The 16241-nt window shown below is 55.4% G+C and carries 14 protein-coding genes; 12 read left to right on the top strand and 2 right to left on the bottom strand.

Annotated elements, in window-relative coordinates; genetic code table 11:
- Window positions 1-18 precede the first annotated feature (18 nt).
- The 3 genes from ACOSYY_RS02490 (at window position 19) to ACOSYY_RS02480 (ending at window position 5918) form a co-directional block, all read left to right on the top strand.
- Window positions 19-1089 carry an efflux RND transporter periplasmic adaptor subunit gene (locus ACOSYY_RS02490; RefSeq protein ID WP_421660692.1) on the top strand — a complete coding sequence of 357 codons (1071 nt, stop codon included), beginning with the start codon at window positions 19-21 and terminating at the stop codon, window positions 1087-1089.
- A gap of 56 nt (window positions 1090-1145) precedes the next feature.
- Window positions 1146-4193 (top strand): efflux RND transporter permease subunit, encoded by a 3048-nt coding sequence (locus ACOSYY_RS02485; protein ID WP_421660691.1) that lies wholly within the window; start codon window positions 1146-1148, stop codon window positions 4191-4193.
- Between the two features lie 264 nt (window positions 4194-4457).
- The gene (locus tag ACOSYY_RS02480) at window positions 4458-5918 is read left to right on the top strand and encodes a TolC family protein (protein ID WP_421660690.1); all 1461 of its coding nucleotides are present in this window, start codon (window positions 4458-4460) and stop codon (window positions 5916-5918) included.
- Between the two features lie 169 nt (window positions 5919-6087).
- On the opposite strand, the gene ACOSYY_RS02475 is transcribed toward ACOSYY_RS02480, so the two are convergent.
- On the bottom strand, window positions 6088-7149 hold the full coding sequence (locus tag ACOSYY_RS02475; protein WP_421660689.1) for a 3-deoxy-7-phosphoheptulonate synthase: 1062 nt from the start codon (window positions 7147-7149) through the stop codon (window positions 6088-6090).
- 255 nt (window positions 7150-7404) lie between these two features.
- Between ACOSYY_RS02475 and ACOSYY_RS02470 the strand changes: the two genes are divergently transcribed.
- The 5 genes from ACOSYY_RS02470 (at window position 7405) to ACOSYY_RS02450 (ending at window position 12917) form a co-directional block, all read left to right on the top strand.
- Window positions 7405-7674, top strand: a complete 270-nt coding sequence (locus tag ACOSYY_RS02470) for a hypothetical protein (RefSeq protein WP_421660688.1) — start codon at window positions 7405-7407, stop codon at window positions 7672-7674.
- A 106-nt stretch (window positions 7675-7780) separates the two neighbouring features.
- Complete coding sequence (locus tag ACOSYY_RS02465) at window positions 7781-10204, top strand: TonB-dependent receptor (protein ID WP_421660687.1); 2424 nt, start codon at window positions 7781-7783, stop codon at window positions 10202-10204.
- A 66-nt stretch (window positions 10205-10270) separates the two neighbouring features.
- Window positions 10271-10714, top strand: a complete 444-nt coding sequence (locus ACOSYY_RS02460; protein ID WP_421660686.1) for an energy transducer TonB — start codon at window positions 10271-10273, stop codon at window positions 10712-10714.
- 479 nt (window positions 10715-11193) lie between these two features.
- Window positions 11194-12237, top strand: coding sequence for a flagellar export protein FliJ (locus ACOSYY_RS02455; RefSeq protein WP_421660685.1), 1044 nt, complete (start codon window positions 11194-11196; stop codon window positions 12235-12237).
- A gap of 101 nt (window positions 12238-12338) precedes the next feature.
- Entirely contained in the window at window positions 12339-12917 is a 579-nt protein-coding gene (locus ACOSYY_RS02450) for a phosphatase PAP2 family protein (protein ID WP_421660684.1), read from the top strand.
- Between the two features lies 1 nt (window position 12918).
- Here the strand turns inward: ACOSYY_RS02450 and ACOSYY_RS02445 are convergent, their stop codons facing one another.
- On the bottom strand, window positions 12919-13887 hold the full coding sequence (locus tag ACOSYY_RS02445; RefSeq protein WP_421660683.1) for a CobW family GTP-binding protein: 969 nt from the start codon (window positions 13885-13887) through the stop codon (window positions 12919-12921).
- A gap of 317 nt (window positions 13888-14204) precedes the next feature.
- Here ACOSYY_RS02445 and ACOSYY_RS02440 point away from each other — a divergent pair, with 317 nt between their 5' ends.
- From ACOSYY_RS02440 to ACOSYY_RS02425, 4 genes are all read left to right on the top strand, one after another.
- Entirely contained in the window at window positions 14205-14390 is a 186-nt protein-coding gene (locus ACOSYY_RS02440) for a hypothetical protein (protein WP_421660682.1), read from the top strand.
- Between the two features lie 88 nt (window positions 14391-14478).
- Entirely contained in the window at window positions 14479-14661 is a 183-nt protein-coding gene (locus ACOSYY_RS02435) for a hypothetical protein (protein ID WP_421660681.1), read from the top strand.
- A gap of 385 nt (window positions 14662-15046) precedes the next feature.
- A complete protein-coding gene (locus ACOSYY_RS02430; protein ID WP_421660680.1) occupies window positions 15047-15829 on the top strand; it encodes a ParA family protein in 783 nt (260 codons plus the stop codon).
- A partial coding sequence (locus tag ACOSYY_RS02425; RefSeq protein ID WP_421660679.1) for a ParB/RepB/Spo0J family partition protein occupies window positions 15826-16241 on the top strand: 416 nt, incomplete at its 3' end. The genes ACOSYY_RS02430 and ACOSYY_RS02425, both read left to right, overlap by 4 nt.

Here is a 16241-nt window from a genome sequence, read left to right as displayed (position 1 = left end):
TAGAATTGACCGCAAATTATGAAGTCGAAAAGTTTCACCATCGCTATCGGGGTTGCTCTGCTGGTCGTCCTGATCATTGCCGTCAGATTGGGGGGGTGGTCAACCAGCGAATCCTCGACTGCCTCCCCAGCATCTGAGCAGCATACTTTGGTAGAAGTCGCGCCCGTCGTCGTCGGTTCGGTCACAGAATCGATCCAGGCCGTGGGTACGCTGGAGGCGATTGCCTCGATCACCGTGAGACCTGAAATCGCCGGGGTGATCCGCCGCATACACTTTAGAGATGGCCAGTCCGTCGAACGCGCGGTTCCTCTTGTCGAACTGGACCCGGAAGAGCTTCAGTCGCAAGTCAACCAGGCGGCGGCGGAGGAGAAGATGACGCTGGTGACGTACGAGCGATTGAAGCGACTGAACGATCAGCAAGAGGTCATTGTGCCGGCTCAGCAGATTGATGAAGCCAGAATGGCCTGGCACGCGGCGGCATCGAACAGCCTCCTGTACGCGGCTCGCCTGAAAAAAACCGTCATCCGCGCGCCGTTCAGTGGAACCGTGGGGCTTCGTCGCGTCTCGGTCGGAGATTATATACAGCCTGGGCAAGCTATCGTGAATCTGGAGGATTTGAGCACCCTGCACGTGGACTTCAAGGTAGCTGAAGCATGGCTGAGTCGTCTTCATGTGGGCCAACAGCTCGTCGTCATGACAGATGCGTTTCCCGGCACGGCGTTTGAGGGACATGTGACGGCGATCGATCCGCGGGTCGATGCGACCAACCGGACGGTCTCGGTTCGCGCATCGATTCCAAATCAGGCGGGCACTCTGCGCCCCGGTCTCTTTGTCACGGTTCGGCTCAATGTCGGGGAAGATACCCATGCGCTTCTGATCCCGGAAGAAGCCGAATTTCTTCGTCAGGATAAGCCAATGGTGTTTCAGGTCGAAGAACGGACCGTCCGACTGAAAGAAGTCACGGTAGGGGTGCGTGAACGAGGCATGGTCCAGGTGCGATCAGGATTGAAAGAAGGGGATGTCGTGGTCCGGACTGGAACCCACAAGTTGCAGGACGGCGAGCTTGTTTCGATCAAATCATCCGAGTAGCGACAGACAGCCTCTCCCGCTATGACTATTGCCAATCAGTTCCATCGAGTATCCGCGTGAGCTTTTCCAATACATGTATCCGTCGGCCGGTATTCGCCGTCGTCATGACCCTGCTGTTGATTTTGTTCGGGGTGTTGAGTTTTTTTCGGTTGCCGGTTCGAGAATATCCCGACATTAAGCCGCCTATTATCTCGGTCCGAACAGTGTATCCGGGGGCCAGCGCGTCTGTCATCGAATCGGACGTGACGACTCCACTGGAGGACTCGCTCAGCGGCATTCAAGGGCTGAGGACAATGTCGTCGGCCAGCCGCGAGGAAGTGTCGATGATCGCGCTCGAGTTTGAAATAGCACGTGATTTGGACGGCGCGACCAATGACGTCCGCGATCGGGTTTCCCAGATACGATCGTTGCTGCCGCTGGGCATTCTCGAGCCCTTTGTCGAAAAGGCTGCCGCCGAGAACACCGAAATCATGTGGATCGCCGTTTCCAGCGACAGTCATTCCGAACTGGAGCTATCCGACGTCGCCGATCGGTTCATCAAATCACGGCTGGTCATGATTCCAGGGGTGTCGACGACATACCTCGACGGTGAACGGCGCTATGCCATGCGGATTTGGCTGGATCCCGACCGGCTTGCCGCTCGTCGGTTGACGGTTCAGGACGTGGAAGACGCAATCCGAAATCAGAATGCCTCGATCCCCGCCGGCCGTATCGAAAGCAGTCAAGTGGAATTCAGTGTCTCGCTAAAAGGGACGTTACACACCCCGAAGCAATTCGAATCGCTGATCGTGGCCTATCGTGACGGCTATCCGGTTCGCCTGGAAGACGTCGCGCGCGTGGAACTCGGCGCGGAGGATACGCGGAAGATCGGCCGGTTTAACGGCAAGTCGTCGTTGGGCATTTCCGTGTCTCGCCAGTCCAAGGCCAACACCTTGGCCGTGGCGCGTGCCCTCAAGGAGCAACTCCCGTCGATTTCGGCGGGACTCCCGGCGGGAATGGATTTGACGGTTGCGTGGGACAGCTCAACGCCGATCGAGCGCTCGCTGCACGAAGTCTATGTGGCATTGGGGCTTTCGTTACTGTTAGTCGTGTTGGTGATCTTTTGTTTTCTGGGCAGCGTACGCGCGACGCTCGTGCCTGCAGTGGCAATCCCGGCATCCATCGTCGGGACCTGCACCGTTATGGCGCTTACCGGGTGCTCGCTGAACGTCTTGACCTTGCTGGGCCTCGTGCTTGCCGTGGGGCTTGTGGTGGATGACGCCATCATCGTGTTGGAGAATATTCATCGACGGATCGTCGCCGGCATGCCGCCCATCCGGGCGGCGATCGAGGGGACGAACGAAATTGCTTTTGCCGTCATCGCGACGACCATCTCGCTCGTGACGGTGTTCATTCCAATAGCATTTCTGACCGGAATCGTCGGCCGACTATTTACGGAATTGGCCATTGCCGTTGCGTCGGCGGTGCTTTTGTCTGGCTTTGTGGCGCTGACATTGACACCGATGATGTGTGGACGCTTGCTTCGTCAAGAAATCAATCAGTTTTCTCGATCCCGATTTGCGCTCCGATTCTCGGAGAGTGTTGCGCGACGGTACCGACATGTGCTGGCTTGGGCCATTAACGCCAGGACGGCGGTCGTGATCATGGCGGTTGGAGCAAGCCTCGCAAGCCTATCCATCATCAACCGGTTACCATCCGAATTAGCTCCCCTGGAAGACGCAGGGTGGTTTTCCGGCTTCCTCACCGCCCCTCAAGGCGCCACCCTTCGCTATACCGATACCTATGCCAAAGAGCTGGAGTCGATACTCAAGACGGTACCCGAGATTGCCCATACGTATACGGTAGTGGCGCGCGGAGACAATCCCCCGATGGTTAACCGCGCCGCCAGTTGGGTCACCTTGAAGGATTGGAATGATCGCGCAAGAAGTCAGCAAGAGATTGTCGCGAGCTTGAACCGAGAGGTCGGGAAGTTAGCCGGCGTAAAAGCGTATTTGATGAATCCTCCTTCGATCGATGAATGGTCGGACAAAACGCCTGTGCAGTTTGTCATCGGAGGATTGGATTATCAGGAGCTGCAGCAGGTCGCCGATACACTGGTCACCCGGCTATCCAACCATCCAGGATTTGTCACACCCGAAACGGATTTAGCGTTGAATACTCCTCATTTGGCCGTTGAAACGTCTCGCGACAAGAGCGCGGATCTGGGCGTATCCGTGGCTTCGATCGGGAGGACGTTGGAAACATTGCTCAGCGGAAGACCGGTGAACACGTTCATGCAGAACGGTCGCCAGTACAAGGTGATCGTCAAAGTCGATGAGCGGTATCGTGCAACACCATCGGATATCAGTAAACTTTATGTACGGGGGAATGACGACGCATTGGTCCAGCTCAACAATATCGTGACGGTCAAGGAAGTGCCGGCTCCACAAGCCCTCAATCATTTCGATCGCATGCGCGCGGTCACCGTGAGCGCGGGGCTTGCCGAGGGGTTCACGCTGGGAGAGGCCTTGAACTATCTGGATACAACGTCACGCGATATTATCAAGCCCGGTATGCGGACGGCCTATGCCGGAGAGTCCAAAACATTCGCGGAAAGCAATCGAAACCTGTATATGACGTTCGTGCTGGCGCTAGCGGTCATCTTTTTGGTGCTCGCGGCACAGTTCGAGAGTTTCCGGCATCCCTGGACCATTCTACTGACAGTACCGCCGGCAGTGTCCGGATCATTACTGTCTTTGGCTATGATTGACGGCACTCTCACCATCTATAGTCAAATCGGTATGGTGATCCTGATCGGGCTGGTCACGAAAAATGCGATTCTCATCGTGGAATTCGCGAATCAGTTGCGAGAGCGCGGCGTCGATAGATCCCAGGCGGTCATCGAAGCGGCTGCATTGAGACTTCGTCCTATCCTGATGACGACCTGCGCGACGATTCTTGGAGCCTTGCCTCTCGCGCTCGCGACCGGCGCGGGAGCAGCGGGTCGCCGTCAGATCGGCGTTGTACTTATCGGAGGGCTGGTGGTGTCGACTCTCGTGACGCTCGTCCTGGTGCCTGCCGGATATATGATCCTTTCGAGAGGCGCGAAGGTGCCCGAGGCTTAGGAGACGAAACAGCCATATGACTTCCTCATGCACGTGAGGGGCAAGTCCGGTCATCTCGTCCCAATAATGGGATGAGCGGTAGGCCTTAGTGGGAGCGTGGTCTACCAACCGCGTTCGGCCAATGTTGCGTCGGCTATCCGGCGGAGGTTCTGTTTACGGGAGGGCGTTATGGATTGCAAATGTTCGGCTCAACGCAGGCTTGCAGTTCTTATGTTCGTGGGTTTGTGCGGCATCGTGTCTCCGTCTCGAAGTTGGAGCTTGGATGTGAGCCAACCCACTCCTCAGGAACGTCATGAAGCGGTGTCGCTGGCGGATGCGGCGGTTCGGGCTCTGCAGAATAACCTCGACATCAGTCTCAGCCGCCACACGAAAGAAAGCCGGATGGCCGATATCGTCTTCGAACAATCGAGGTTCGATCCCACGTTGAGTGTGAACGGCCAGTTTTTCCGGACGGTCGATCCTCTTGAGCGACCCGTGTTCGGAGCAACCGGAGGTCTACTTAACCAGATCACGAAGTTCGATCAGCGCAACCATGCCGTGTCGGTCGACGCTTCGACCCCGCTTATTACGGGCGGAAATTTCGATGTGAACTATAGCCCGGCAAGATACAGCGCGAGTCCCGCCGAGGGATTCTTGTTCAACCCCGCCTGGACCGGCGGTTTGTCGTTTACAGTGACCCAACCGCTTCTCAAGAACGCCGGGATTGCGGTGAGCACCACCTTCATCAAGGTCGCCCAAAACAACGCGGTCGTCGAGCAGCATATCTTTCGGGACCGGGTCATGACTGTCATTGCCTCGGTCGAACAAAACTATTGGGAACTGGTGTTTGCGAGAGAAAATGTGAAGGTCGCTCAAGCCGCGCTGAAAGCAGCCGAGGAGCTATTGGCCACGAACCGCCTCAAGGCCAAAGGCGGCGTGATGTCCATCGTCGACGTGCTCCAGGCGGAGGCCGCCGTAGCGTCCAGAGTGGAGCAGGTCTTGGTGGCTGAAAAAGCCATTCGCGATGAGGAAGATCAGCTGCGGACTATCCTGAATCCGGGCGAAGCCGAGTTGCGGCAAAATGTGCGTCTTACCCCCGTCGATGCCCCCATCACCTATCTCGAGACTCTTAGCCTTGAAGAAGCCATCGAGACGGCGATAGAACAGCGCCCGGAAATCGTCCAGGCAAAAAAGCATATCGAGTCCAGTGAGCTCAATAAACAATTCGCCCGCAATCAACTGCTCCCCACGCTGTCGTTTCAGGGCACCATGGGCCTTACCGGACTCGGAGGGGACTATAGTGAGTCCCTCATGAGAAACTTTAGCGGAAGCTTCTACAACTATGGCGCGGGCCTGGTGTTCAGCTACCCGCTCGGCAATCGCGCCGCGATCAGCGCGTACACGAAGCGTCAATTGGAAGCCAAGAATGCCGAAATCAGCCTCGCGAGTGTTCGTCACCAAATTATTCTCGGCGTTCGTGAGGCCGTGCGCCGTGTGCAGACCGACTTCAAGCGTATCGAAACCACCCGTTCGGCACGCATCTTAGCCGAGAAGCAACTGCAAACCGAGCAGGAACGGTTAAAGGTGGGGCTTAGCGCCACTCGCTTTGTGCTCGATTTTCAGCGGGACCTCTCCATCGCACAGGGAAACGAGTTGCGGGCCATCGTCGATTACAATAAGTCTCTCTCCAACCTCGCGCGTCATAAAGCCACGACGTTGGACCGCTACCATCTCGAAATCTCGTGACAGCGGAGACACCTGCGCCAAGCCGACTCCTCCGCATGTATTTCAAAGCTTAGCTCGCGCGAGATCTTATCGGGAGGTGTGTGTATGCGGGGCAATCCACTCGGCGTCAACAACCATTCATCGAAAACAGAAATCCTGGTTTCTGAGATTTGGAAACGGGTAGATAGGATTAAGAGACCGGCTTAGGGGTGATCGCGGTCGCGATCTCAAACAGCAAATGTTCGGTCTCGTTCCAGCCGAGACAGGCATCGGTAATCGAAACGCCATGAAGGAGGGCGACACCTTCTTTCCACGCCTGTCTGCCGGGATTGAGATTGCTTTCGAGCATGAGACCCATGATGGTTTGGCGGCCTTCACGGAATTGCCGTAGCACCTCATGGGCGACCAAGCCTTGGCGTGTGTGATCTTTTTTGGAATTGTCGTGCGAACAATCAATCATGATCGGACGGGCGATGCCTTCTCCGGAAACCGCCGCTTCAGCCCTTACGACATGCTCTTCCTCGTAGTTGGTCCTTCCTCCTCCACCGCGGAGAACGATGTGGCGGTCGGGGTTGCCCATGGTCCTGATGATCGCGGTCTGGCCGTCGGCATTGATGCCGACGAAATGGTGTGGCGCGCGGGCTGAGATCATTGCGTTGATTGCGACCTGCAAACTTCCTTCGGTCCCATTCTTGAATCCCACCGGCATGGAGACACCACTCGCCATTTCGCGATGGGTTTGACTTTCGGTGGTTCGGGCACCGATCGCCACCCAGCTGATGAGATCGGCAACGTACTGTGGACTGATCGGATCCAGGAGCTCCGTTCCGCAAGGAAGGCCCAATTGATTGATCTTGAGGAGAACTCCTCTGGCCATCTCCATCCCCGTCGCGATATCGCATGTACCGTCCAGATGCGGGTCGTTAATCAAACCTTTCCATCCGACGGTGGTTCGCGGTTTTTCAAAATACGTGCGCATCACGATCAAGAGACGATCACGCAAGGTATCGGCAACCGGCTTCAGCTTGGCGGCATACTCATAGGCGGCATCGGGGTCATGGATGGAGCAGGGTCCTACGATGATCAAGAGCCTTTCACGATCCTCTCCATGGAGAATTCGGCGAATCGCTTCTCGGGTTTCGACGACGAGAGCCGCAGCCTGGTCGGTAATAGGCAGTTTGGTCTTAATGGCGCGCGGGGACGGCAACGCCTTGATCTCAATAACATGCTGATTGTCGATCGGCCTATTCATGAGGGGTACGTCCTTCAAAGATCATTCGCGTATTGAGATCTTGAGGGGGCCAGCAATCTACCGAATAATGCCGAAAAAGTCCATACTGATCCACTCGGTCGATAAATCGGGTTAATTGGAGTCACTATTCCCCGTTCCCCGGCAGTTCTTGCAATTCTGGCCATGGATGCCTATTCTTCTACCGCCATGCTTTCTCTGTTTCAGATGACGTACAGATCCCGCCCATCGTTACTCCGCGCAGGAGTCGCATTGGGAATGGTTTGCATCATCTTGGGACTGGCTCCGTTCGCAGTGGCTCAGGATATCCACCATGAACTGGCTGCTGTCGACTCGGATGGTCACGAACATTCGGATACCGACATCTGCCAGTGGGTCCAGCACCATATCGCCGGCTCGGTTGATCTCGATCTTCCGCGATTAGCCGTTTGCGACGTCGTCCGGAATCGGGAACGTCCTTCTGAATCCATCCTGCTTTCGGCTGCCCCATCGCTTGTCGGTCCTTCCCGCGCACCTCCTCAAGTATAACCGACTATCACGCGAAGCAGCCAAATGGTCGATAGGCCGCGAGCTCCATGCGCCGCCTATTCCATTACTCTACTTTATTATCGCGAGTTTGCGAGGGAGGATCGGCATGCGGTACCAGGTAGTGAGACGTGTGTGGCCTGTGATGTTCGGGATGATCATCATGGCAGTGGCCTGGGGGCCGTCTTCAATTGTTCAGGCGCAGAACAACAATCCCATCATGGCGATCAGCGGTGTCGTCCAAAACCAAGACCTGCGGCGAGTGGATCAGGCCATTGTCCAGGCGCGCGATTTGGAAGGGAATATCGTGGTTCAGGGAGTCACGAATCAGGCAGGCGAGTTTACCATAGTGATACCCAAGGAAGGTACCTACTCTATCAGCGCGGTTCAAGAAACTTATAAGAGCGAATTTGTCGTCGTGAAGGTCGGCGTGGATCCGATCCCTCCGCTGTCCCTGACGCTGGCCGTGACCAAGGATATCGCCCTTGAAATAGTGTCTCCGTTGCCGGCGATTCAGTACCGGTCTTCGAGCGCAACCTATCAGGTCAGCCGCAAGGAAATCGAAGCGCTTCCGAAAGGGAATAACGTTGACGTACATGAAGTGCTCCAGACCGTGCCGAGCGTCGCATACGGAGCTCTCAGGCAGACGCATATCAGGCAGGACCATGCCGGCCAGCAGTTTCGCATCGACGGGATTCCCATTCCCGACACTGTCACCGGCGCCTTCGCCGATATCGTTCCACCGAGGGCCTGGGAGCGGGCCGACATCATTCTGGGTGGGATGGAAGCCCAATACGGCAACAAGACGTCGCTGATTTTAGACATTACGAGTAAGAGCGGAACGCGGCCGGGGTTCGGGTCGCTGCAAGGTTTCGGCGGATCTCATGAGACGGTGAACCCTTCGTTCGAGTACGGAGGGACGGTCGGCGAGAAAGTCCGCATATACGCCCTGAATAGTTATGTCAACACCGCAAGAGGGCTCGAACCACCGACGCTAGGGAGCGAGAACTTTCACAATCGAAGCGAAAAGAACAACACCTATCTTCGCGGCGACTACCAGGTCGACAACCGCAACAATTTTAGTTGGATCTTTCTCAATGCGGTTGCGAAGCATGAGATCCCCACAACGCCGAATCTTTCCGTCAATCAGGATGTGTTGGCACTGTTGCAAGCACAGGATCCGACCTTCAATCCCGTCAACTCCAGAGCCGTCAACGAGTTTCAAAAGGAGAATAATCAGTACAGCCAATTGGTTTGGCGGCATGACGTCAATGCGAGTAATTTTTTCGGCGTGGGACTCTATTTCCGGCGCGGAGAAGCCGATTTCCACACCGACCCGTTGAACGCGCTGGCCTACGCGGACGATGCGAGCGGAGCTCAGGCCTCGAACCAGAGACGAACGGCTTACTCCGGAGGCTTCCGCTTGGATCATACCTGGGTGCTCAATCCTCAGCATCTGATCAAAAGTGGCATGCAGTTCGACTATACCCGGGCGAACAATGCGACGCAGATTTTTGCGTTTGACACCGGAGGCGGCGTGCCGTCCGGACCAGTGATAACGCGGGATGCCTCCAACCAGAACATTCAAACGAGACAAGAATTTTGGCTGCAAGATCAGTGGAGCCCGAACGAACACTGGGTTTTCAATGCGGGTGTGCGGGGCGATGTGATACAAGGGTTTTACAACGAAGGGCAGGTCAGCCCGCGAATCGGGGTGACGTACAAGCACGACCAATCCAACGCGTTTCATGCCTACTACGGTCGTCTGTTCACCCCGCCCAACATCGAGCAGGTCGCGTTCAACAACCTCAATACTCAAAACACAACGGCCGCTCCGGAGAATCCGACGGGGTTCCGCCCTCGGGCCGAGCGCGCGCATTATTTCGAAGTCGGGAGTTATCATGCCGTGGGGCCCTCTGCGACGCTGCAGCTGACGGGTTATTACAAACTGGCGAATTTTCTTTCCGACGCCGGTCAGTTCGGGAAGACCCCGTTGTTGAATTACTTCTCGTTCGAACGAGGCTGGCAGCGCGGGATTGATGCCGCGTTGAAGGTGCAGCTGAGGGAAAAGCTCACGTTGCGCGGGAACGTGGCATGGGGGCAGTGCAAGGGGTATGGCCTGCAGTCAGGACAGTATTTGCTCGACCAGGCGGAAATCAACGACATCACGTCCGGCAGCGGAGTCTTCTGCGATCACTCACAGTTTGTCACCAGCTCGGCCGTGTTAAGCTACCGTCTCTTGGAGCGGACGATCATCTCCGGACAAATGCTCTACGGTTATGGGCTGCGGACCTCGGAGGAAGGCGCAAAGACCAACTCCTCACACGAGCCTTCGTATACCGTCTATAACTTGTCCCTTACCCATACAATTCCGCTGCCCTGGCATGGACAGAAACTGTTGTTGGGGATCGATGTTGTCAACCTGTTTGATGAGCAATATTTTTACAGCAAGGGTGAAGGCAGCATCGGCCTCGATGTGGCCCGCGCGGGAATGCCACGCTCCTTTTTCTTCCGTGGACAGTGGTTCTTCTGATGAGGGAAGAAAGTTGAGATCAGGTTTAAGGTTCAGGCAAGATGGCGGCGCAGAAGGACGGACAACATGATTGTGCGACATCTAACTTGGTTGCTGGCTGGTGGGATCGTCTGTTCTTGCCTTGTGCCGATTGCTGCGCAGGCAGTGACCGGCGAGGAGGCCACGCATGCCTCTGATCATGAAGAGGATGTCCTTGAACTTCCCGAAGTGCATGTCCACGGCTTATCGCTGAACAAGGATCAACAACTGGGCCCAGTGGCGAAATCGACTCCATGGCCCCGCATTCCCCCGTCGCTGGATGGCAAGGAGCTCGACGACTGGATGAAGGTGCGCTTGCTCGTCTCACGGGAAGCTAAAGTGACGGTCGTCGTCCTGGAACCGTGCAATCATCGAGAGCTGACGGTCGCGGGGATCGCCGCTCTCGGCAAATGGACCTTCGATCCCCAAATGAAAGGGGACGATCCGGTGGACGGCGAGCTGACGGTCCGAATCCATTTCCGTACGCGGTGACAGTTGCCTGACCATCAGAATCACAATAAAGTAGCGTCAACATTCTATCCGTGTCCCTTTGACGAAGGCCGCAACCCGTTCGGTTCGCTGTTCCACTGAGCTGTGCCACATCCTCTAAACGCATAAACGCATTCTTCGTGCCGCCCGCATCCCGCTCCGTTTGTCTCCTGGCGATCTTCTAGCACCGCGAATGCCAAGTTGATGAGGGCCAAGACGAGAGCGCCGATGCCCATCAGGTCTCACTATTGCTGTACGCTATTCTTCGCGAGGTGATGCGCAGTGATTATCGCGATTGCCTCAGCCGCTGGATCCCAGCTCGAAACTCTTGCGGGATTTCATCTTTGATGCTGAGCCGTGGTCATCGCATTGCCTTGGACTATGGAGCCAAGACGCGAGGCCTTTTGCTCGATTTTGTAATCCGTTCGTACAATCAGTATCATTCTGGTACTCGACTCAGGTTCGAAACCAGGCGCAGTGAGATGAGCTCTTCCGCACTAGAATCGTTCGCATTTTGGACGGGAATAGCCACTGTAGGGTTCACTCTGGTTGGTGTCTTGTATGGCGGCTTGTATTTTTGGGTTTCCTCCAAGACTCGTTCGCTGAACGAAGACACGGGAGTGGCGGACGAGTCGAAAACCCACGTACTCACCGGAGCTATCTTTCCGTTACAACAGCCAGCGAATTGGACAGGAAAAATATCTGTCGGATTCATGGCAGCGGGAGCGATCTTTGGATGCTTGTCTTGGTGGTCCTCTTCCACGGTCAGTGACATGAAAGAAGAAGTCCGTCTGCATTTTGAGAGGGAATATGCAGCAAGGATCGAAGTGGCGGAGAGCGAAGTATCCAAAGCACGCCAGAAAACAGAAAAAGCACTGACGGATGCGGCCGCCGCAAACAAGCGCGTTGGAGCATTGGAAATGAAGGCGGCCGGCCTCCGAGAGCGAACGGCTCAAGCAGAGCACATGATTAAAGCCGCTGAGGCGCAATCGGAAGAAGCCAAGAAAGATGCGGCGCGGGCGGATGAAGGAACTGCCAAAGCGTTGGCTGACACTGCGGCCGCCAAGGAGCGCGCGGGCAAACTGGAGGTTGAGGCGGCGGCGCTTCGGGAGCGCGCGGCTCGAGCAGAAAGCGAACTCATGAAAGTCAAAGACCGGATCAAACGGAGAACGATTTCAGATGCGCAGCGCGCTCGTTTACTGCAAGACCTGAAACCAATTCCCAGAGGGCCGATCAAAATCATCGCCGTTATGGGGGATGAAGAAGCAGGCAGGTTTGCCGGACAAATTTCCGATATTCTCAAAGAAGCCGGATGGGACGAGGCACAGGTGAGCCCAGGCATTTTCGGCGGAAACATCAATAGTTTTGAAATCAGAATTCGTGACCGTGAGAAGGTACCCAGATTTGCCCTACAAGTAGCCCAAGCTTTTCATTCCATCAGATTTGAGCCGATCATCGTTGTTGATCGATCGGTGGCGGAAGGAGCAATAGAAATCGTTGTTGGCATGAAGCCGGACTCCGAATAGATTACTCGTTTCCTTCTATCATTTGGTCCGTCGGGATTGAGCAAGAGATCGGTTGACGCTTGACGGGTGACGGGTAACGCTTTATCGTCGCACGCATGAGCATGGACGAACTTCTCTTCCTGGCGATCAACGGCTTGGCAAGCCGGTCGGCCGTTGCCGATCACTTCTTTCTTCAATTGGGAAATCGCAGCCTGCTGTACCTGCCTGGAGCTTGCGTCATCGCGTATTGGATTTGGCATAACAGGCGAGAGGCATTGCTGGGAGGCCCGGTTCTCGGAGCAGCGGTCGGGCTGACGGATTTTTTCGGAGGACAGCTCAAATGGGTTTTTGAACGAGTCAGACCTTGCCGGGCGCTTACCGAAGCAGTCAAAATCGAGCCGAACGGCTGTGGAGCCCTGTTCAGTTTTCCGTCTAATCACGCGGCCAACACCGCGGCGATTGCGTCGTTCGTACAAGTCCTTTATCCCAAGTCGGGTTGGGTCAGCTGGCCGCTTGTCGCGCTGATCGGGTTTGCCCGAGTATATGTCGGCGCGCATTATGTGACCGATGTGCTTGGGGGGTGGATACTGGGAGGAGTGCTGGGGGGAGGGGCCGCGTGGGCGCTACTCCGCTGGCCTACATTCAGGAAGAATTCGGAAGCGGTGACTCCGCCGATTAAAGAAGCGGAGATAGGATCATAAATCAACCGGGGCGCGTCGGTTCTTCCACCATGGCTAAGAGCTCAGCCCGCAGACGCTCCACATCGTATCCTCTCCCGATCAACACCAGGGCCGGTTCAGGTTCATCCAAGAGAGTGAGTGATGTGATAGTGGCCTGTCCCGGCAACGCAGATTGGAATTCTTGCAGCTCCGGTTCCTGAGCAAATCGGAAATAGCCTTTCGCCCGCTCGAGTTCTTTGGGGAGCGTGTTGATCCAAGTCAGGAATCGCCGGCGATTCAGCGGACCCGGCAACGGGATCGTCGTGGCGATCGGATGGTAAACCGCGCGTTGAGAGGAGCCGGGTCGCGACTTGCCGAGCAGCACATTCGTCGGTGCCGTCCGTTTCGTGGAGGGATGCGGAGCCAGAATGCCGGCGACATCGAGCCGCGCGTGCGACGTTTCCCACAGGCGGGCATAGGGATTTTGCTCGAGGATACCGGCGCGGAATCGCTCCCAATGGCCTGGGACATAGAGGTCCCGTTTGTTCAAGACGAGTTCATCGGCACAGCGGATTGCTTGTGTCGTCACATAGGCGCTGGAATGGCTTTCCTCAGTCGAGACCGGATGTAGAAGCGCTATGACTCGTTCAAGAGAAGCCAATCGCGCCGTGTAGGCATCGGTCACTGCATCGATCACTTCAGCCGGATCGGCAAGGCCCGAGCATTCGAGAATCACCACATCAGATCTATAATCGCGCACCAGTTGCGCGATGCCCCAGGAGAGGTCTTCCTTCGTGTCGCAACAGACACAACCTCCGGCTAGGTTCATGACCTGTTCGGCCAGTGTGCCGGCTCGAGGACCATCGATGCTGACGGACCCGGCCTCGTTCATCAGCACGCCGGTTCGTCGGTCCTGGGCTTTCCAATGCTCCAATAGTCGCATCAGCAGCGTCGTCTTTCCGGCGCCGAGGGAGCCACAGAGAATGTAGAAGGGGACAGGAGTTAAGGTCATATTCGCCGATGATCTATTGTACCGGGATTAGATCTAGAACTTGAAGGGGTAAGTAGAAGTCCCCCTGTGGCCGCTACTGCTGTCCGGACAGCCGGATATGGAAGCGCTTGGAATCGAGGTAACTGCCGGATACTAGGCAAGCATAATGGAAAGTCCCACACCGGTACTACGAGCAACGCAGTATCGGAAGTTATGCAATGCCATGCAACTATGGTAAAAGAGAACACGGTGGTGGACGCTACCTTGCAGAGTTTCGGTCATATGCGACAGGACATGCGAAGACGAAAAGCCATTGAACCTAAAATCCGGAGGGACACATGATCGTGTGGTGGTTGCTCGGTGGAATGGTGGCTGTGGCGGCCGGAGGTCTCTTGTACAAGGAATGGAAGTTTCGCCGCTCGCCATCGGCAGGATCTCATTGCGTCATGACGAAAACGAAGGACGGGGAGCTGCTCCAATTTCTCGTCAGGTCGACACGCCGGACAGGAAAAGAAATTCGATAGAAATCGGCAGCCAAGGACGGTTGAAAGGAATTCTATAGATGACTCACAGACTCCGCCAACATTGCCGCCGTATGACAGTATGAGGAGCGTGGCTCCGCTGATTAATGAGCAAAAAACCCCGCTCGTGGTCTACACCGTGGCTCCTACGCGCGCCCATCTCTTGGAGAATCATGTTCTTAATGATTATGATCCGACGTCGTTGTCGCTTCTTCGTGAAACGATCGATGAACGTTTCGCGCGAATAACCAGCTTGCCTACGTTCGACACATGAAGTCGTCAGTCAACTGGGTACCGCACTGACTGAGCAAACAAAAAAATAGAGTCTTTTCAAGGCTGAAGAGGATTGACAATTCTCATTTCCTAGGATACTGCTCCGACCGAAACGTTGGGTGATGATTTTCCAAACAGGCTTCGATGAAACATCTCGTCTCAAGCGCAGTTTAGTCTCCATGATGTATAGCCATGAATGTCGGAGATAAGGTACGGGTGATTATTGGAAATAATGGAAATTATTATGAAATTCAATCATGGTGCTTCAATGCAATCTGCCAAAAGGTAAGCGAGGTAGTGCGAGCGACGTCCGTGCGCATGTCATTAGGAAAGAAAGACACTGACGAGGATAGCATTCACTGGTCCGTGAAGAAGGAGAGCTGTCGATGAAAACGTTGGTCTTAGCCAATCAGAAGGGCGGCGTGGGGAAAACGGCGATTGCCTGCCAACTTGGGTACTTTCTCGTCGAATACCTCAAGAAACGAGTCTTGATCATTGACTTAGACCACCAGGGGAACACCTCGAAAAACATCAGTATGTCGAAACTGGCTACCATCTCGGCGATCACGGCCAATCAATTATTGACCGAACATGTCACCGCTGTTGAAGAGGGAAACTTTGTGGTGATCCCGTCGCATGGAGATCTCTTAAGACTCGAAAGACGGGAAGAAGACCATAACCAATTCGCGACGAATCTCAAATTGTTTCTCAACGAAATTGATGAGCGGTTTGATGTGGCCATTATTGATACCAATCCCAATCCTGATATTCGTGTGCTCGCCTCACTCGTGGTGGGAGATTTTGTGTTGTCTCCCATTCAATTGAATCAGGAGGCCGTCGACGGCATTGCGGCGCTGCGGGCACAAGTCTTAAAGATCCAAAGCACGTTGAATAAAGATCTCCGCTTCATTGGGCTTCTCCCGAATCTTGTGGAGCCGACGCCGTTTCAACGAGCTAATTTTGAACAGCTCTGCACGGCTTTCGCCTCGCTGTTCATTCGATTGGATGATGGGCGTATGGCCGCCATTCCCTCGCGCACGGCTATGGCTGAAGCCCAGGCGATGGGGGCGCCGATTTGGACCTTGCAAAAAACGAGTTCACGCGATGCGTGGATGCATCTCAAACCGATCTTTCAGAAAGTTGCTCATACGATGGGGGTTACAGAATGAAAAAACCAATAACAGCGACACTGGATCTCACGGCTCTCGATCGCACTGCACCGGCGCCTGCTCCTGTGCCGGATCCGATCGCCAAAGAACGGACTGTGACGGCTGAAGTTTTGGGGCGCCCGCTTCAAATTCCAGTCAAGGACATTGATGAAGATCCGGCTCAGCCGCGCAAAGAGTTCGGCGCGGAGAGCATGGAGGAGTTGGAGCAGAGTATCAGGTTGCACGGGGTCAAAACGCCCGTGTCGATCCGTCCGCATCCCACCGAGCAGAAGCGATGGATCTTGAATTTTGGCGCACGCCGGCTCAGGGCTTCCAAATCCGTTGGGAAAGCCACGATTCCCGCATTTGTCGATCGGTCGCATACCGATTACCAGCAAGTCATCGAGAATTTGCAGCGGGAAGATCTGAAACC

This window comes from Nitrospira sp. BLG_2 (assembly GCF_049222245.1).
The sequence above is the reverse complement of the archived record's forward strand: the minus strand, read 5'-3'. Positions and strand labels throughout refer to the sequence as shown.